The following is a 16,355-nucleotide window of genomic DNA, read 5'->3' on the forward strand; positions in this document are numbered from 1 at the left end:
GGAGCTTGAATAAAGCCCCAGTGATTTTTTCAATCCATTTAAAGGAGTTAGAAGCCATGAAGAAATTAGAACTTTATCGCCACCTCAAGGTTCAACTTGATTTAGCCGTTGAAGCCCATCAGCTCCTGAGGGGAGAAAGCGGGGAAGAAATTCCCGGTGTTCGAATGGATGAACAAAAGCTCGAACATGCCAAAGTAACGATCATTACTGTTGAGACCGATGAAGGAGTCGAAGCAATCGGTAAACCTAAAGGAAAATACATTACGATTGATGCCCCTGAAATCCGAACGAGCAATTACGTCGTCCATGAAGATATCACCCAGGTACTTGCCGACCAATTAATCGAACTCATGAATCTGAAAGAAGATGCCAGCATTCTAATAATTGGGTTGGGAAACTGGAATGCAACACCCGATGCGTTAGGTCCTCAAGTTATTGACAAAACAATGGTCACCCGCCACCTTTTCCAACTCTCTCCAGATGAATTGCACGGCAAAATGAGAAAAGTAAGTGCCATTGCGCCGGGCGTATTGGGGATTACCGGAATTGAAACCGCCGAGATCATCCGTGGTATAGTGGACCATGTCAAACCTGATTTGGTCATAGCTATTGATGCCCTGGCCGCCGGCTCCCTTGAACGAGTCGGCACAAGTATCCAGCTCGCTGATACTGGAATTCACCCTGGTTCAGGAGTAGGAAACCCACGGGCTGGCATCAACGAAGAAACAGTCGGTTGTAAAGTAATTGCCATCGGTCTCCCCACAGTTGTCAATGCTTCACTCATTGCCCACGACGTCGTCGAAGGAGTTTTTAAGCAATTTGTAACCAGCCCTTCACTCTATAAACTTTATAAGGGCATAAAACCTGAAACATTCAGCAAAATCATCGATGATGTGCTTTCTCCATTCCAAGGAAATCTGATGGTCACACCCAAGGAAATCGACACACTCATAAAAACGACGGCTAAGATTATTGCTGGTGCTCTGGCCATCAGCCTGCATCCCGGAGTCGATCGTGAAGACTATGAGCGTTATTTGCAATAGCTGAACGGATGAATGCAAATGAAATTGCACGTTCACCAAAACTCTGGAGTGACTCCCTCTGCAATTTCATTTCATTCATTGGCTGGGCCAGAAGAGTAGTTAAGCATGAAAGCAGAAATGGGTCAGGTTTAGTAAAAATAAACCCGACCCATTTCCATATAGATTATTGTTGTGGTGTATTGGGAAAACGTTTGTGTTTGCGATTTGCAATCCCAATCTCCTGCGCGACTTCATACTTGAACTTTTCTAATTCCGGTGTCAGTTGGACCATCGTTTTATTGGGTTCAGTCAAAGCTTACACCTCCTTAGAGTATTTTGAGAAGGCAGCAGACCTGCTTCGCTGCTGCTTTGCCTTTACTTTAACGCTTCAGTCTGGTTTTATTATTCGATCATTTGTCCATAATCATACTCGGCAATTCCTGCCAAAGGTTTAGGCTAAAAATCAAAAACTGTATTTAAATCAATTACATCTCCCTAATTTACCCCTATCTTCTCCGGCGGAAACATCCTCTGCACTTCTTGAAAAAGCAATTTAAACTTTTCCGGGTTCTGCAAAGCTTTTTGCGCCATCTGATAGGCCTTCTCGACAAGATGCCCATCCCGGGAGAGATCCGCAAGCCTCAATTCGGCTAAACCGTGCTGGCGTGTCCCTAATAGTTCCCCTGTTCCGCGCAGACGCATATCCTCTTCGGCAATTTTGAAGCCGTCTTCCGTTTGGCAGAGAATATCTAAACGACGACTATTTTTGTTTCCCGATAACAAAAAACAGTAAGATTGATCACTGCCGCGGCCGACCCGCCCCCTAAGTTGATGCAATTGCGCGAGTCCGAACCGTTCTGCCGATTCAATGACCATAACTGAGGCATTGGGGACATTGACCCCAACTTCCACCACGGTCGTAGCAACCAGAACATCAATCTCCCCAGCGTTAAACTCTGCCATGATCGATTCCTTTTCCGTTCCCTTCATTTTGCCGTGCAGGAGGGCAACGCGACGATTCGGAAACCTAACTTGAAGATCAGAGGCACGCTGCGTGGCAGAAATAAGATCAAGCGATTCTGATTCTTCTACTAACGGACAAACGACATAAATTTGCCTGCCAAGATCAATTTGCTCTTCAAGGAATTTTTCCATTTTTGGACGGGCCCGTTCCGATAATTTGCGGGTTATAATTGGCTTTCGCCCCATAGGCATCTCATCAAGCACAGAAAGCTGCAAATCTCCGTAAAGTGTCAAAGCTAACGTCCGGGGAATCGGTGTCGCCGTGAGGACTAAAACGTGAGGGCTTTCTCCCTTGCTCTGAAGCAGTGAACGCTGTCGCACCCCAAACCGATGTTGCTCATCCGTGACGGCTAGACCCAAAGCTTTAAATGCCACGGTTTCTTGAATAAGGGCATGAGTTCCCACTACGACTTGTGCCTTGCCGTCCGCGATCATTGCTAAGGTTTCCTCCCGCGCACTTTTGCTCTGACTACCCAATAAACAAACCACCGTAATTCCTAGAGGAGTGAACACTTTCTCAAGGGATTGAAAATGTTGTAATGCTAAAATTTCCGTAGGAGCCATCATTGCCCCTTGGTATCCTGATCCCACCGCACGGAGCAAAGCGGCCATAGCAACTGCCGTTTTACCGGACCCAACATCCCCTTGGACCAAGCGAGCCATCCCTTGTGGTCTAGCCAAATCTTGAAAAATCTCTTGAATCACTCGTTGTTGAGCTGTGGTCAAACGAAAAGGCAAGGCCCTATAAAAACTCTGGATCTGTTCCTCTCCCCCTGTTAACGGTGGACTTCCCAGACGAACCATACCCTCCCGTAGCCCGGCGACCGCTAACTGCAAAAAGAGAATCTCTTCCCAAACCAACCTTTCCCTTGCCTTGGACAAACTGGTATCGTTCTCCGGAAAGTGAATTTCTCGATGCGCTCGGGATCTCTCCATCCATTGCCCCAATTCTTCTCGAGGTAGGACTTCTGGAAAAGCTGCCTCAACCTGACCTAAAATACTCTGAATTATGCCGCGGATTACCTTGGAAGATAGGCGCGCTGTTTCGGAATAAATCGGTAAAATCGTTTGAGTACCTTGATCAACGGTGGTGAAGGGACCACCGTCACTGTCCTTTTCAATATCTGTCACTAGAACTTCCGGCACCTGTTGCTGCCAGCGCACTTTACCCGTTACAACGACGTGCGTTCCAACAGGATATTGCTTAAGAATAAAGGTTTGGTTAAACCAAGTTGCCTGGAACAAGCGCCCTTCTTGCTCAATACTCAACTTAACCACTTTCATCTTGCCATTCGTCACATGCCCTGCCACTACTTTTCCGGCGAGCGTCGCCGTTTCTCCATCTTTCATCTCGGCAATCATTTGCTTGCGTCGATCTTCATACCGACGAGGGTAATAGAGCAGCAGATCTTGTACATTATTAATTCCCAGCTTTTCAAGTTGTTTTGCTCTTTCTGGGCCTACCCCTTTTAAGTATTGTAAAGGCCTCATTCGCAACGAGGCACTGTTTGATCCCTTAAAAGCCCTTTCTAGAGGGATTTCTTGACTCTTAATTACGTGCACAGGATGAGCTTTATCAGCATTTTTTTTACCTTCTTGTTTTTCAAGTAGTCTTTGTTCTTCCTGTTCTTCCGGTACTTCCGGTACTTCCGGTACTTTCTGTTTAGCCGATATATGTTTTCCCGGTACTTCTCGTTTCTCAGTAATATCTTGTTTTCCCAGTAGTTTTAAATCCGCATTAAATAGCTCATTCTGCACTAGTATCTCTTGAGCTTCTAGTGAAATTTCTTGCATGAAACGGCGAAGTTCTGCAAAGGCTTCTCTTCTTCGCAGCGGGCTCCAGGTGGGATATTGTTGAGCCAAATTTTTCAGCAAATCCATGTCGTGAGCCGGGAATAACTGTCCTAATCTTGGGAGAATTCCTCGCAAAAAGGCATTAAATCCGCCCAAAACCCCGGTATTCGTAAATCCCTGTTTTTCTTCTGCCAAGAGCGCACGTTGAAAATTATTTAAAACCAATTGCGCCTGAGAGAGCTTCATAGAAAATCAGCCTGAATTCGTCGTCCCGTTGGGGTCACTGCAAGGCCACCTTGCGCTGTTTCCTTCAGAGTACACGGCATTTGTTTACCAATCTGGCCCATAGTATCGATAACCTCGTCAACTGGAATTGCGCTCTTCACACCCGAAAGTGCCATCTCGGCAGCCGTCAAGGCGATTATTGCTCCCGTTGCATTCCGTTTGACACAAGGAACCTCCACAAGCCCTCCCACGGGGTCACAAACTAAACCCAACATCGATTTCATGGCGATCGCTGCAGCATCAGCTGTCTGTCTCGGCGATCCACCAGCCAATTCCACGGCCGCTGCGGCAGCCATAGCTGCTGCAGACCCTATCTCAGCCTGACACCCGCCTTCAGCACCAGAAACATTTGCTCGCTCTGCGATGATTATTCCTAATCCCGCAGCCGTAAAAAGAGCATGTAAAACCGCCTGTTCTGAGACTCGACGATCCTCTTCAATCGTCAAAAGGACGGCTGGCAGTACCCCACAGGAACCTGCAGTCGGTGCAGCAACGATTTTCCCCATGCAGGCATTGACTTCGGCCACTGCAAGAGCTCTGGCAATCGCACCACTCATTAGCTCTCCAACCAAGCTCTCTCCTCTTTTTCGTCGACCCTCAACTTTTGCTGCATCTCCCCCTACTAAACCGGATAAAGAACGACGTTCCCCACTGAGACCCGTTTCAACCGATTTACGCATTACTCTGAGATTCTGTCTCATACGTTCAAAAAGAGCTTGTTCCGATTGTTCTAATTCTTCCATCTGGTTTTGAACGATGACTTCACTAATTTTCAAGCCTCTGGTTTCCGCCTCAATAACCCAATCTTCGTATGCGCGCATGCTCATTTCCTCCTATTACAACGGTTCAATAGCCAATGCCTGGTAAATTCTTGGTAGTTTTCGTAATAAATCAAGAACGGCATTGTCAATCGTTTGGTCCGTCTCCAGCACCATTAAGGCCTCAGCGCCCTTCTTTTTACGGGAAACTAGCATACGGGCAATGTTAATCTGAACAGTTGATAGGAGGAGCGTGACTTGTGCAACAACTCCCGGAAGATCCTGGTGCAAGATCACTAACGTGGGATAGTCACCCCTAATCTCCACCTGAAAATCGTTGATCTGCCGAATGACAATGGTTCCTCCTCCGACAGATGATCCAATCACCCGAACATGACTCCCATGCTCTCCCAACAAATCAAACTTCACAGTGTTCGGATGAACATCTCCAAGGTCGGCTGTTTCAAAGCAGACGTTCAGGCCACGTTCTTCGGCAATCTTGAGAGCCTCAGGTATGCGCTCATCATCTGTCGCCATGCCTATAAGTCCTGCAACCAACGCTAGGTTTGTCCCATGTCCCTTCCCTGTTGTAGCAAACGAGCCGTGTAGAAGGATCTTTCCCTGGACTGGTTCCTCGCCCAGTATTTTTCTAGCCATTCCACCCAAACGCACTGCTCCTGCCGTATGTGAACTGGAAGGGCCAACCATGATCGGCCCAAGAAGATCAAATACATTACTCTTGCCCACAATACACCTCCAAATATAGAAAACTTGGCTGGCGCCAAGCCCTAGCGAAGGCGCTGCCCTAGTTGCACTTATGCGCTGGCCAAGGATGGCCGAGTGTCCCTGTAGCCAAGACTCGAACAGGACGTTCGAGATTAGAGCGCTGCCAAGGATGGCAAAGCGCCGTGATGGCGAGAAGGGACCCACCCAAAACATAAACTTTCTAACTGGTTAAAAAATCCTCCGGAAACTCCGGAGGATAACCTATTCCACCCCAAAAATATAATAGTAGAGTGGTTGCCTACCGGGATGAACCTCTACTTCGACGTTCGGATTTACTTCGCTAAGCCAATTCCTAAGGCGTTCAACCTCTTCTTGTTTAGTTTCTTCGCCATAGAAAATGGTAACCAAATCATGGGTTTGCCATTCCATTTTCTCCAAGGTTGACTGTGCAACGTCGAGTAACGATTGACCGGTAGTGACTATTACGTCCTCCACCAACCCTAAAATATCCCCACTTGAAATATCCAACGTTCCATATTGGGAATCACGAACCGCATACGTTACTTCACCGGAATGAACTTGGCCTAGAGCAAGTTCCATATTCTGAATGTTCGTCTCCGCTTCCCCTTCTGTATTAAAGTTCAGCAAAGCGGAAATTCCTTGGGGAATCGATTTACTCGGTATCACATAAATTTCACGGTCCTGCACAACATCTTTAACTTGACGGGCTGCCATAATAATGTTCCCATTATTCGGTAGTATATAAACATGACGTGAAGAAATCTTCCGCACAGCTTCAGCAAGATCTTCCGTGCTGGGATTCATAGTTTGACCGCCATAAACAACTTCATCGGCACCCAAACTTTGAAATACATCTGCAATTCCTTGCCCCATGGCCACAGCAACCACGCCGTATTCTTTCCACGGGTTACAATCCTCTTCAGTGATTGATTTATCTGGTACAGGTTCTTGACTATCCTGTTTGGTTTTCTTAGCGTGAGCCATGTTCTCATTTTGTTCTAACATATTGTGAATTTCAACAGCATGAAGTGAGCCCCACTGAATCGCATAATCCAAGATTTTACCAGGATTTTTAACGTGAACATGAATTTTAACCACTTCAGGTGTTCCTACGACCAGCAAACTGTCCCCACGATCCGTTAAATCCTGTCGAATCTGTTCAACACGCAAATTACTTCCCTTAACCAAGAATTCAGTGCAATAAGGGAACTCTAGACTTTCAATTTGCATGAATCCTGGTTTAGTTTCATGAGACTCCTGAGTTTTCTGAACACGTGGAGCTGATGTTTTCTCCAGATTAGGCAGATTGTCCCCTACCCTCGTATCTCCCTTTAAAACAGCAATCCATCCGCCCAAAATAATGAGGAATCCTTGACCTCCAGCATCAACCACACCAGCCTGTTTTAAGGCCGGCAACAAATCCGGTGTTCTCGCAAGAGCCTCTAAACCTTTACGCTCTGCTTCTTGAAGAGTTTCGAGAAGTGATCCCCCCCCCTTGGCCTTGGTTAACGCGCCCCGCGCCGTTTCTCTCGAAACCGTTAGGATCGTACCCTCAACAGGTTTCATAACTGCTTTGTACGCCGTATCCACCCCAGCTTGCAAAGCTTGTGCTACTTGAAGAGAATTGGCCGTTGACAATCCATCAAACCCTTTGGCAATCCCTCGTAAGAGCTGAGAAAGAATCACCCCTGAATTACCGCGAGCACCCATTAACGAGCCCATTGAAGCTGCTGTTGCCACTTCACCGATAGAATCACTCAAGATCTTTTCGGCATCCCTTGCTGCAGATTGAATCGTTAAAAACATGTTCGTTCCTGTATCTCCATCTGGAACTGGAAAAACATTTAGGGCATCAACATCATGTTTTTTTATTTCTAGGGCCCGTGCCCCTGCCACCATCATTTGTTTCCATACTTGTCCGTTAAGAACATTCATAATGTTCGTCGCTGACCTCAAAACCGAATCCCCCTACTCTTTTGCACTACTCTAAAATGCGAACTCCTTGAACGTTCACATTCACTTGGGATACGTTTAATCCCGTAAGTTTCTCCGTGGTATAACGAACGCGTTCCATAACATTAGCCGCCACTTCAGAAATCCTAACACCATATCCAACAACAATATGGAGATCAATAACGAGTTCATTGTCTTTTATGGTAACCACCACACCACGAGCCAAATTTTCCCGTCTCAGCAGATCCACAAAACCATCGGTTATTTTGCGTGAGGCCATGCCCACCAATCCGTAACATTCAACAGCTGCAGCACCCGCAATCGTAGAAATGACTTCTTCAGAAATATCAATTTTACCTAAACTATTAATAATTTCTTTTCCCATAAAAAGGATCCACTCCTTCCAGCATCGTCCACATTGAAACTATTCTATCAAGTAAATGAAAAATGTTCAAAGAAAACTTTAAATATCTTGCTAACACCCGCTAAAACTGTTTTCATAATTTAGCATTAAGAAAATTAGAGGATACCTTGCCAACCCGTAAGACTTTTGATAGAATATAGCAGTGTCATTTCGGTGGCAAAGGAGGTTTTAAAGCATGGCTAATGTTTGTGCAGTATGCGCCAAAGGAGTAAAAACCGGATTTCAAGTCAGCCACTCTCATATACGGTCAAAGCGAACTTGGAAACCCAACTTGCAAAGCGTTCATGCAATTGTCAACGGTACTCCCGCCCGGATCAAAGTTTGTACCCGATGCTTACGTTCCGGCAAAGTTCAGCGCGCTAGCTAATGAATCAAAAGCCCGACAGTTTGTCGGGCTTTTTTCATTTTACCCTAAGGTTTTGCCACGTCTCCCACAATCAAGCGCAATAGCGACGGTGCTGCGGGTGAGTGGAGCAACATTACACAGCCCGTCTACATTTCGGCCTGATCCGAAATTTGTTGAAGCTCTTCCACATTAAATAAATAATGTTCGTTACAAAAATGGCAAACCATCTCGGCTTTCCCGTCTGAGATTAGGTCTGCTATTTCTTTTTTGCCTAACGATACTAAGGTATCCGTCAGACGTGACTTAGAACACGAACAAGAAAACTTTGCCACCCGTCGTTCCAAGACATGATAAGGAATTTGTCCCATTAGACTGCCGATCAACTCCTCCATATTTCCGCTCTGAGCGACCAGTTCGCTGATTCCTACCCCTAACTGTCCGAGCCGACTTTCAATGGCTTGTATATCCTCTTCTGTCGCTCCAGGTAACGGTTGAATCAAAAGCCCACCCGCTCCAGCCACATGATAGTCCTTTTCGACCAGTACCCCAAGCAGCAAAGCCGAAGGAATCTGTTCAGACGTCAGCAAATAATGCACAAGATCTTCCGCAATCTCACCACTGACCAGCGGGACCATTCCCGTATAAACTTCACCATTTTGCAAACTACGGCTCACCGCCAACTCACCAGAGCCAACTGCAGTAGCTACATCCAGTTTCCCCGAAGCCTTTAACGGCAAATCCACCAAAGGTTCCCCCACATACCCCCGAACTTCACCCTGCGGATTACCCACGGCCACAACACCATCTAACGGACCGTCTGCCAACAATCGCAATGTGATCGATTCTTCTCCCTTAAGTGAACTAGCCAAAATAAGAGTCCCAGTCATCAACCGCCCCAAAGCCGCCGTAGCAACCGGCGACATCCCATGACGCCGGTGGGCCTCCTCAACCGTATCCGTCGTCCTAGCCACAACCCAACGCGCCCGACCCTTAAGCATCGTTCCAATCCATAATTCATCCTGTTGCATAAATCGTCTTCCTTTTATCAAAATCTTATTATTCTATCTGTCATCTGTCCAAAAACACAAAGCGTCAACAGTGCAGTTGAGAGCGGAGCGAACCCATCCGACAGAGTCACGTCAACCGCGCTTAGACTCTGCGTCAACACAGCAGTGGATCACTTATGACGCTACCCAGAGGTTCGCCACGCTCACCTCGTGATCAAGCGTGATAGCGACGGCGCTGTGGGTGAGCAAAGAAACTTCACTTCATCCCGTCGACCCGGGCAAGACCACTAAAACCCACCCCTCGTGAACCTCGGCCACAGCTTTCTCCCCAAGAAACACATTGCTAATCCCGCGCGGCGATTCCTGAAGCAGGACACCATGTTGAAGTGGATAATACAACCCTTCCGTCGTAACCACCGCTCGATCTGACAAGGCGATCAAAGATACTTCCTGCCCTTGTGACCCCGTTATCTCTTCGCGACCTTGCAGAATCCACATCTCATGCTCAGGGTCAACTAAGCGGACCCTATACCCTTTGCGGGCGTATGCGAGCATCAGAGCTAAATTACCCAAGAAATGATCAATTCGTTTACCAGTCGCACCATATAGCCAAATATCCCGTTCACCAACAAATCTGGCCTGTTCCTCAGCCCTAGAAAGTGCCAATTCAAGATCCGTTTCATCTTTTTCGCAAGGAAAACGCTCAATGGCGCAACCCATTTTTTTACATTGATATAGATTTTCAACTAAAATCGAGTCCAAGTCTCCGATTAAAAGGTCGGGCATACGTCCCGATAAAGCGGCATTGTTTGCGCCCCCATCCGCACATATTAGGAAATCGACCTCTTTAAGGACTTGTTCTCCCCAAACTGAATCCCAAGAACCATTAGCAAGTACTGCAATCTTCCTTTTACTCACTCTTCATCGAACCTGCTGCTTGCCGCAGCTTTTTCACCGCTTGTTTGGGATCAGGCTGAGCAAAAACAGCGCCCCCTGCCACCAAAATATGAGCTCCTGCTTTTGCAACCACAGGCGCCGTCTCCTGATTAATTCCCCCGTCCACCTCAATCAAACAATTAAACTTCTTTTGTTCAAGATGCTGATGGAGGACTTGGATTTTCGGAATAACATTGGAAATAAATTTTTGTCCCCCAAAGCCAGGGTTGACTGTCATCAACAGGACCATATCTAAATCTTCGAGAATATACTTGATGCCATCCAATGGAGTCGCAGGATTGAGAGCAATTCCAGCGGTCATCCCTTGTTCTTTAATCTGTTGAATAACACGGTGCGCGTGACGGGACGTCTCTAAATGAAAGGTGATATGATCAGCCCCAGCAGCAGCAAAATCCGCAATAAAACGCTCCGGTTCTTCAACCATAAGATGAATGTCGAAACGCATATGGGAGTGCGCCCTGATCGATTGAACCAGAGCGGGTCCAAAGGTAAGATTAGGGACAAAGTGCCCATCCATGACATCAATATGTAAGACTTCCGCGCCAGCGTCCTCAACTAAACGCACCTGATCTCCTAGACGAGAGAAATCAGCGGATAAAATAGAAGGGGCAATCTGAATCACTTTAATATCTCCTCTCAGCTTCAATGACTTCTTGTAGGAATATTCGATAGTGTTCGTAACGAGAAGCGGAAATTTCTCCGCTTTCTAAGGCTGCTTTAATCGCACAATCCGGTTCTTTATCATGGAGGCAACTGTTAAACCGGCACTGTTGACGACGTTCATTAAATTCCGGAAAAAAGTCCGTTAATTCCGCACGTTTAATATTAGGTAAAAAAAGGGAAGAAAATCCCGGTGTATCCGCCACCAACCCCCCGGCACAAACCATCAACTCAACATGACGAGTGGTGTGGCGACCTCGCTTAGACTTTGTGCTTATTTCCCCTACTTTTAATTCTTTTCCTGGAGATAGAGCATTGAAGAGACTAGATTTCCCAGAACCAGACGGCCCCGCCAGCACACTGACCTTGTCCGCTAACTGGAGTTTAACTTCATCTATTCCCTGCCCAGTTTCGTTGGAGACTTCAAACACAGTGTATCCTATTTTGCGGTAGACATCCGTAATTGTATGTTCCTCAAAGCCGATAATTGTTGATGTGGTTTCATTGAATTTATCTAGCTTGGTGAAAACAATGATGGGTTCGATTTCCGCGACCGTCACTTGGATCAAGAGCCGATCTAGAAGATTAAGATCAGGCTTAGGGGAAGTCAAGGCAAAAACCAGAAGGGCCAGGTCCACATTGGCAATCGCCGGACGGGTCAAAGCGTTGCGTCGTGGCTCTACCCCCTCAATCGTCGCCTTGTTATCCTCTTTCGGTAGAATTTTCACTCGATCTCCGGGCAAAAAATCTTGGTCTTTAATACGAAAGCGACCGCGCAGGGAACAATCCCACACTCGGTCTTCCGCATAGACATAATAAAATCCGCCGTATCCTTTGAGCAAAACTCCTTCGGTCATAGCTTTTCCTCACTAATCATCTTATGTGTGATGATCATTTATTTGATTTTACCTTTACCATGGGATTTCCCGTTCTTCGAGGGAATACCAAGGATTTGAGCAATGATTGCAGCTTGCTGCTCAATTCCTTGGGCGAGCGGTCCAGGCCCACGTGAAACAACCATCGTAACTTGATCTCCTTGATGAAGAGCTTCTCCTGGATTAGGAGTCGTGCTCATCACCACATCTACCGGGGAAGTCGTCGAATCCTGGGTTTCAACCAGAACAACTAATTTGTTCTGTTCCAATATTGCCTTGGCCTCAGAGGATGTCTTGCCGATGACATAAGGCATGTTGATCGTTACAAATTGAGGCCCAGCACTCAGGATCAAATGAATATCCCCGTTTTTCGGCCAAGTAGCATTCGGCGCAGGATCCTGTCCAACCACATAATCTTTAGGCACAGTATCACTTGCTTTGGTATCAGAAGTTATCTTGCCTGTAAATCCTGCATTCTGTATCAAGTTCACAGCATCTACTTTGGACATCTGTCCAGTAGTCACATCAGGGAATTTCCCCGTATCTGAGCCTTTACTAACTACGACTTGAATCTCCCGATCGACTTTCACCACGACATCTGCTTTCGGATTCTGATCGACAATACGATCCTTCTCGACCTTATCGCTGAACTCATAGGTAACATCCGGACTGAGCCTCAGTTTGGCCTGTTTTATATAGTCCCCTGCCACAGGAACTGTCTGCCCGACTAAATTAGGAACTTTTGTTGTTCCTACTGAAATATAACTCTTCACTGCCCACGCCATCCCTCCCCCAATCAAGAGGAATAGAAGCACTATTCCACCCACCATCCAACGCTTGCGTTTCTGATTTTCTATAGTTCTTGGAGGAGGATTCTTTCCTGATAAAGGATCTTTGGCAACAATCGGTGCCAGAACCTTGCTCATTCCTTTGTGAGTCTGAGTCGCTTCAGGATCTACGGATTCGAAGTTTTCCAAGCGTGCAATCGGCCTGCCTGCCTGAATGTGGTTTAGATCTTCCAACAGGTCTTTAGCCGACAAATATCTCTTCTCCAGTGACTTAGAGATCGCACGCATGATGACTGCTTCGAATTCCTTTTCGATTCGAGGATTTAGTTTGCTAGGCGGCACGGGCTGTTCCTGCAGGTGTTTAAGCGCTATGGCAATAGGAGTTTCACCATCATAAGGAACTTTGCCCGTGAGCAATTCATAGAGAACAATTCCTAAAGAATAAATGTCTGATTGTTCATTACTTTGAAGTCCCTTAGCTTGCTCGGGCGATAAATAATGAACCGAACCTATAATATCTCCAGTATGGGTCACAGTAGCCGAAGATACTGCCCGTGCTATACCGAAATCCGTGACCTTCGCACGCCCATCCGCTGTCACCAAAATATTATGGGGTTTAATGTCCCTATGAATAATGTGATGTTCATGAGCATTTTGTATAGCACTTGTAATTTGCCGAGCCAGGTTGATGGATTGGTCTGTGGACAGCGGAGCATAATCACGAATAATTTCTTTGAGATTACGCCCTTCAACGTACTCCATTACGATATATTCAGTATCCCCATCTTTACCAACATCATAAATCGAAACTATGTTGGGATGAGACAAACTCGCTGCAGACTGGGCTTCCCTCCGAAAACGACGAATAAAGTCTTCATCTGCAATAAACTGTTCTCGAAGCACCTTGATGGTTACAACACGGTTCAGCAAAATATCCTTAGCTTTGTAGACAATCGCCATGCCACCGGCACCAATTCGCTCCAAAACCTCATATCGTCCTCCGAAGATTTTACTCACTATTTGCCACCTTCTTTCTGGCTCAACGCTTCTTGCATAATTTGTCGGGCAATCGGAGCGGCTGCCCCCCCTCCGGTTCCACCATGTTCCACAATAACGGCTACCGCAATCCGTGGTGCCTCCGCTGGCGCAAAGGCTATATACCAAGCATGCGTCGAAACATTTCCTCCTGGTTCTGCTGAACCCGTCTTGGCAGCAACTTGAACATCTGCCAAGGCCCCTGGCGCAGCCGTTCCATCAGTCACTGCGGTTACCATCGCACTCGTGATCTTATCTGCTTCCTCTTTAGAAAGCGCGGTCAGCCAAGGCTGAGGGTTCTGTTCATACAGAACCGTTTGGGAGGGGTCTAGAACACGTTCCACAAGATGCGGGGTCATGATGACCCCATGATTGGCTATTCCGGCGGTGATCAACGCCATATGAAAGGGTGAGACTAGAACTTCGCCTTGCCCAAACGTACTCGCCGCAAGAAGATTTGTAGTTAACTTAGCAGGAATTTTTGCAGCATTCGTAATCGAACTCATAGGTACATTCAGTTCAAAAGGGATTTTTTGCCCAAAACCGAACCCTTTGGCAGCTGAAAGGAAATTATTATCCCCTGCCTTGACCCCAAACGTCGCAAAATACGTGTTACAGGAGTCGGCCAAAGCCATATTATAGTTTACCCAGCCATGTGCCTTGTCATTTTGTTCCGGAATAACTTGCCCATTAATAACAGTCGATCCCTTACAATCATATAAATCCGTGGTATTTATCCCACTTCGTAATACCGCAGCAGAGGTAACCACCTTCATAATCGAACCTGGCGGGAAGAGGGAAAAAGCATGGTTTTCCAGGGGTCTGTCCTGTTTACGACTAATGACAGTATTCCAATTTTGGTCAAGATTTGTGGGATCAAAACTAGGTTGGCTTACCAAAGCCAAAATTTCTCCAGTTCGTGGATCGATGGCAACAACAGCCCCCATCTTCCCTTTGAGCGCATTATAGGCAATGCTCTGCAAGCGTGAATCTAGGGTGAGCACCACATCATCCCCTTGGCGGGGAAGGGCAAAGAGCTGCTGAATCGTTTGGGTGGGCGTAGCCTTCTTGATTCCTAGCAACCAATCTGCCAAACTTCCTTCCAGACCGGAAGCACCCAGTTTTACCGTTGAATAACCGAGGGCAGGCTCAAACAATTCCCCCTTAGGATACACCCGAACCTTCTTGCCTTGGGAAGTCTGAGTTTGCGCTATTATTTCGCCGTTGCGATCAAAAATTCCTCCCCTAGTCACACGGCTTTCCATGAGAATTAAGCGACGATTGGCTGGGTTTTCCAGTAACGTATCCGCTTGAACTACTTGCCAATAGACTAAACCAAGACTAAGAATAAAAAAACTGAACGCCATTCCAAGTGCTACTCGACGTACCCCTCGCATTATGTTGCATACTCCCTTCCCTTATTCTTGGTACTGAGAGAACCCACCGCCGTGGCGTTTGAGATATTCAGCAACACGCCCAGCAAGATAAAGTGAACAAGAAGCGAACTTCCACCATAACTCACCCAAGGAAGAGGAATGCCTGTCAAAGGAAGTAGTTTAGTGACCCCAGCGAGAATAATTAATGTTTCTGTGCCTAGAAGAATCCCAATTCCAGCCGCTAAAATTTGTCCAAACCGGTCTTTAGCCCTAAGACTTACGGCAAAGGCCCTCATAACTACAATAAGAAAGAGAACTAGTATCGCCATGCCCCCGGCAAAGCCGAGTTCTTCGGCTATGACAGAAAAAATAAAGTCGGTGCTGGCCGCAGGTACGGTCGATGCCCCAATACCATTGCCTAACCCCGTCCCCAGAATCTTCCCGCCACTAATAGCAAACAATGATTGGGCAATTTGGTACCCCCCACCTGTGGGATCTTGCCAAGGATTCAACCACACCGCAACTCTGACGTGTACATGTGTAAAGAGCATATATCCTAAGGTTCCCGGCAGAAAAAAAATTGGAAGGGAAATCAATAGATAAAGGGTCCGTTCAGTCACAACATAAAGCATGAGCACAAAGAGCGCGTAAAACTCCAAGGCAGTTCCGAGGCTTTTCTGAGCGGCTAAAAGGCCAAGTGCAAAAGCTGACATTACGATAAACGGACCCAAAGTCCGCCAGTCTGGTATCGAGAAACTTCCCAACTGTACTGTCCCTATACGCAATAACTCTTCATTTTCTTCCAAATACGTTGCCATGAATAAAAGCAGAGCTAGTTTGACAAATTCTTCGGGTTCAATCCCGATTCCTCCGATATGCAGCCAACTCGTTGCTCCTCCAGCCGAATAGCCAAAAACTAAGGTCACCAGCAGCAATCCTACCGCTAAGAGCCCCCAAAGGTATCTAAAACTTCCTAACTGACGATAATCCCGAATCGCCCATAAAACCACGTAAAAGATCAAAAGCCCAATATTTGCCCACCAGAATTGACGCAGTCCTACTTCTGGCCTAATGCGCACCAAAAATACAAGACCCAAAGCCATGATGACCTGAACTACAGGCAGAATATAGGGATCTCCCTGATAATGGAGAATTTCCTCCATCAAGCTCCCTAGAAGTACTATGCCTGTGAAAACAAGCGCTTGCCAAAGAATTTGGTTTTTGTTCCCGTCCCATTTCAGCAGGCTAAGTCCTAACCACATCATTCCTAAAATCAAAACGCGGGAGGTAATTCGTTGAATCATC

The 16,355-nt window shown here is 46.6% G+C and carries 15 protein-coding genes; 2 read left to right on the top strand and 13 right to left on the bottom strand.

Annotated features, from left to right (window positions below; all coding sequences use genetic code 11):
• Positions 1 to 56 precede the first annotated feature (56 nt).
• Positions 57 to 1,043, top strand: a complete 987-nt coding sequence (gene gpr, locus DSOL_RS02950) for a GPR endopeptidase (protein ID WP_075363402.1) — start codon at positions 57 to 59, stop codon at positions 1,041 to 1,043.
• A 163-nt stretch (positions 1,044 to 1,206) separates the two neighbouring features.
• Here gpr and DSOL_RS02955 read toward each other — a convergent pair whose 3' ends face one another.
• The 6 genes from DSOL_RS02955 to DSOL_RS02980 all read right to left on the bottom strand — a co-directional run bounded on the left by DSOL_RS02955 (position 1,207) and on the right by DSOL_RS02980 (position 7,967).
• Positions 1,207 to 1,335, bottom strand: a complete 129-nt coding sequence (locus tag DSOL_RS02955) for a small, acid-soluble spore protein, alpha/beta type (protein ID WP_139314368.1) — start codon at positions 1,333 to 1,335, stop codon at positions 1,207 to 1,209.
• A 182-nt stretch (positions 1,336 to 1,517) separates the two neighbouring features.
• Positions 1,518 to 4,085 carry an ATP-dependent DNA helicase RecG gene (recG, locus tag DSOL_RS02960; protein ID WP_075363403.1) on the bottom strand — a complete coding sequence of 856 codons (2,568 nt, stop codon included), beginning with the start codon at positions 4,083 to 4,085 and terminating at the stop codon, positions 1,518 to 1,520.
• Positions 4,082 to 4,945, bottom strand: a complete 864-nt coding sequence (sdaAA, locus tag DSOL_RS02965) for an L-serine ammonia-lyase, iron-sulfur-dependent, subunit alpha (protein WP_075363404.1) — start codon at positions 4,943 to 4,945, stop codon at positions 4,082 to 4,084. The genes recG and sdaAA overlap by 4 nt, the downstream gene beginning before the upstream one ends.
• Positions 4,946 to 4,960: 15 nt before the next feature.
• Positions 4,961 to 5,629 carry an L-serine ammonia-lyase, iron-sulfur-dependent subunit beta gene (gene sdaAB / locus DSOL_RS02970; protein WP_075363405.1) on the bottom strand — a complete coding sequence of 223 codons (669 nt, stop codon included), beginning with the start codon at positions 5,627 to 5,629 and terminating at the stop codon, positions 4,961 to 4,963.
• Between the two features lie 240 nt (positions 5,630 to 5,869).
• A complete protein-coding gene (locus DSOL_RS02975; RefSeq protein ID WP_075363595.1) occupies positions 5,870 to 7,564 on the bottom strand; it encodes a DAK2 domain-containing protein in 1,695 nt (564 codons plus the stop codon).
• 46 nt (positions 7,565 to 7,610) lie between these two features.
• The gene (locus DSOL_RS02980) at positions 7,611 to 7,967 is read right to left on the bottom strand and encodes an Asp23/Gls24 family envelope stress response protein (protein WP_075363406.1); all 357 of its coding nucleotides are present in this window, start codon (positions 7,965 to 7,967) and stop codon (positions 7,611 to 7,613) included.
• A 214-nt stretch (positions 7,968 to 8,181) separates the two neighbouring features.
• Between DSOL_RS02980 and rpmB the strand changes: the two genes are divergently transcribed.
• The gene (gene rpmB / locus DSOL_RS02985; protein WP_075363407.1) at positions 8,182 to 8,373 is read left to right on the top strand and encodes a 50S ribosomal protein L28; all 192 of its coding nucleotides are present in this window, start codon (positions 8,182 to 8,184) and stop codon (positions 8,371 to 8,373) included.
• Positions 8,374 to 8,498: 125 nt separating this feature from the next.
• Here rpmB and hslO read toward each other — a convergent pair whose 3' ends face one another.
• The 7 genes from hslO to DSOL_RS03020 form a co-directional block, all read right to left on the bottom strand.
• On the bottom strand, positions 8,499 to 9,380 hold the full coding sequence (hslO, locus tag DSOL_RS02990; protein ID WP_075363408.1) for an Hsp33 family molecular chaperone HslO: 882 nt from the start codon (positions 9,378 to 9,380) through the stop codon (positions 8,499 to 8,501).
• 240 nt (positions 9,381 to 9,620) lie between these two features.
• The gene (locus DSOL_RS02995) at positions 9,621 to 10,277 is read right to left on the bottom strand and encodes a thiamine diphosphokinase (protein WP_075363409.1); all 657 of its coding nucleotides are present in this window, start codon (positions 10,275 to 10,277) and stop codon (positions 9,621 to 9,623) included.
• Complete coding sequence (gene rpe, locus DSOL_RS03000; protein WP_075363410.1) at positions 10,270 to 10,938, bottom strand: ribulose-phosphate 3-epimerase; 669 nt, start codon at positions 10,936 to 10,938, stop codon at positions 10,270 to 10,272. The genes DSOL_RS02995 and rpe overlap by 8 nt, the downstream gene beginning before the upstream one ends.
• Position 10,939: 1 nt before the next feature.
• Positions 10,940 to 11,833 (bottom strand): ribosome small subunit-dependent GTPase A, encoded by an 894-nt coding sequence (gene rsgA / locus DSOL_RS03005; RefSeq protein WP_075363411.1) that lies wholly within the window; start codon positions 11,831 to 11,833, stop codon positions 10,940 to 10,942.
• A 38-nt stretch (positions 11,834 to 11,871) separates the two neighbouring features.
• Positions 11,872 to 13,656 (bottom strand): Stk1 family PASTA domain-containing Ser/Thr kinase, encoded by a 1,785-nt coding sequence (pknB, locus tag DSOL_RS03010; protein WP_075363412.1) that lies wholly within the window; start codon positions 13,654 to 13,656, stop codon positions 11,872 to 11,874.
• On the bottom strand, positions 13,656 to 15,071 hold the full coding sequence (locus DSOL_RS03015; protein WP_075363413.1) for a peptidoglycan D,D-transpeptidase FtsI family protein: 1,416 nt from the start codon (positions 15,069 to 15,071) through the stop codon (positions 13,656 to 13,658). Before DSOL_RS03015 ends, pknB begins: the two co-directional genes overlap by 1 nt.
• Complete coding sequence (locus DSOL_RS03020; protein ID WP_170871427.1) at positions 15,071 to 16,354, bottom strand: FtsW/RodA/SpoVE family cell cycle protein; 1,284 nt, start codon at positions 16,352 to 16,354, stop codon at positions 15,071 to 15,073. The genes DSOL_RS03015 and DSOL_RS03020 overlap by 1 nt, the downstream gene beginning before the upstream one ends.
• Position 16,355 lies beyond the last annotated feature (1 nt).

The organism is Desulfosporosinus metallidurans (assembly GCF_001936615.1).
GTDB lineage: Bacteria > Bacillota > Desulfitobacteriia > Desulfitobacteriales > Desulfitobacteriaceae > Desulfosporosinus > Desulfosporosinus metallidurans.

Coding starts and splice junctions, on each gene's coding strand:
- DSOL_RS02980 (WP_075363406.1), bottom strand. CDS start 7,967: ATGGGAAAAGAAATTATTAATAGTTTAGGTAAAATTGATATTTCTGAA.
- DSOL_RS03015 (WP_075363413.1), bottom strand. CDS start 15,071: ATGCGAGGGGTACGTCGAGTAGCACTTGGAATGGCGTTCAGTTTTTTT.
- rpmB (WP_075363407.1), top strand. CDS start 8,182: ATGGCTAATGTTTGTGCAGTATGCGCCAAAGGAGTAAAAACCGGATTT.
- sdaAA (WP_075363404.1), bottom strand. CDS start 4,945: ATGCGCGCATACGAAGATTGGGTTATTGAGGCGGAAACCAGAGGCTTG.
- recG (WP_075363403.1), bottom strand. CDS start 4,085: ATGAAGCTCTCTCAGGCGCAATTGGTTTTAAATAATTTTCAACGTGCG.
- rsgA (WP_075363411.1), bottom strand. CDS start 11,833: ATGACCGAAGGAGTTTTGCTCAAAGGATACGGCGGATTTTATTATGTC.
- DSOL_RS03020 (WP_170871427.1), bottom strand. CDS start 16,354: ATGATTCAACGAATTACCTCCCGCGTTTTGATTTTAGGAATGATGTGG.
- hslO (WP_075363408.1), bottom strand. CDS start 9,380: ATGCAACAGGATGAATTATGGATTGGAACGATGCTTAAGGGTCGGGCG.
- gpr (WP_075363402.1), top strand. CDS start 57: ATGAAGAAATTAGAACTTTATCGCCACCTCAAGGTTCAACTTGATTTA.
- DSOL_RS02975 (WP_075363595.1), bottom strand. CDS start 7,564: ATGAATGTTCTTAACGGACAAGTATGGAAACAAATGATGGTGGCAGGG.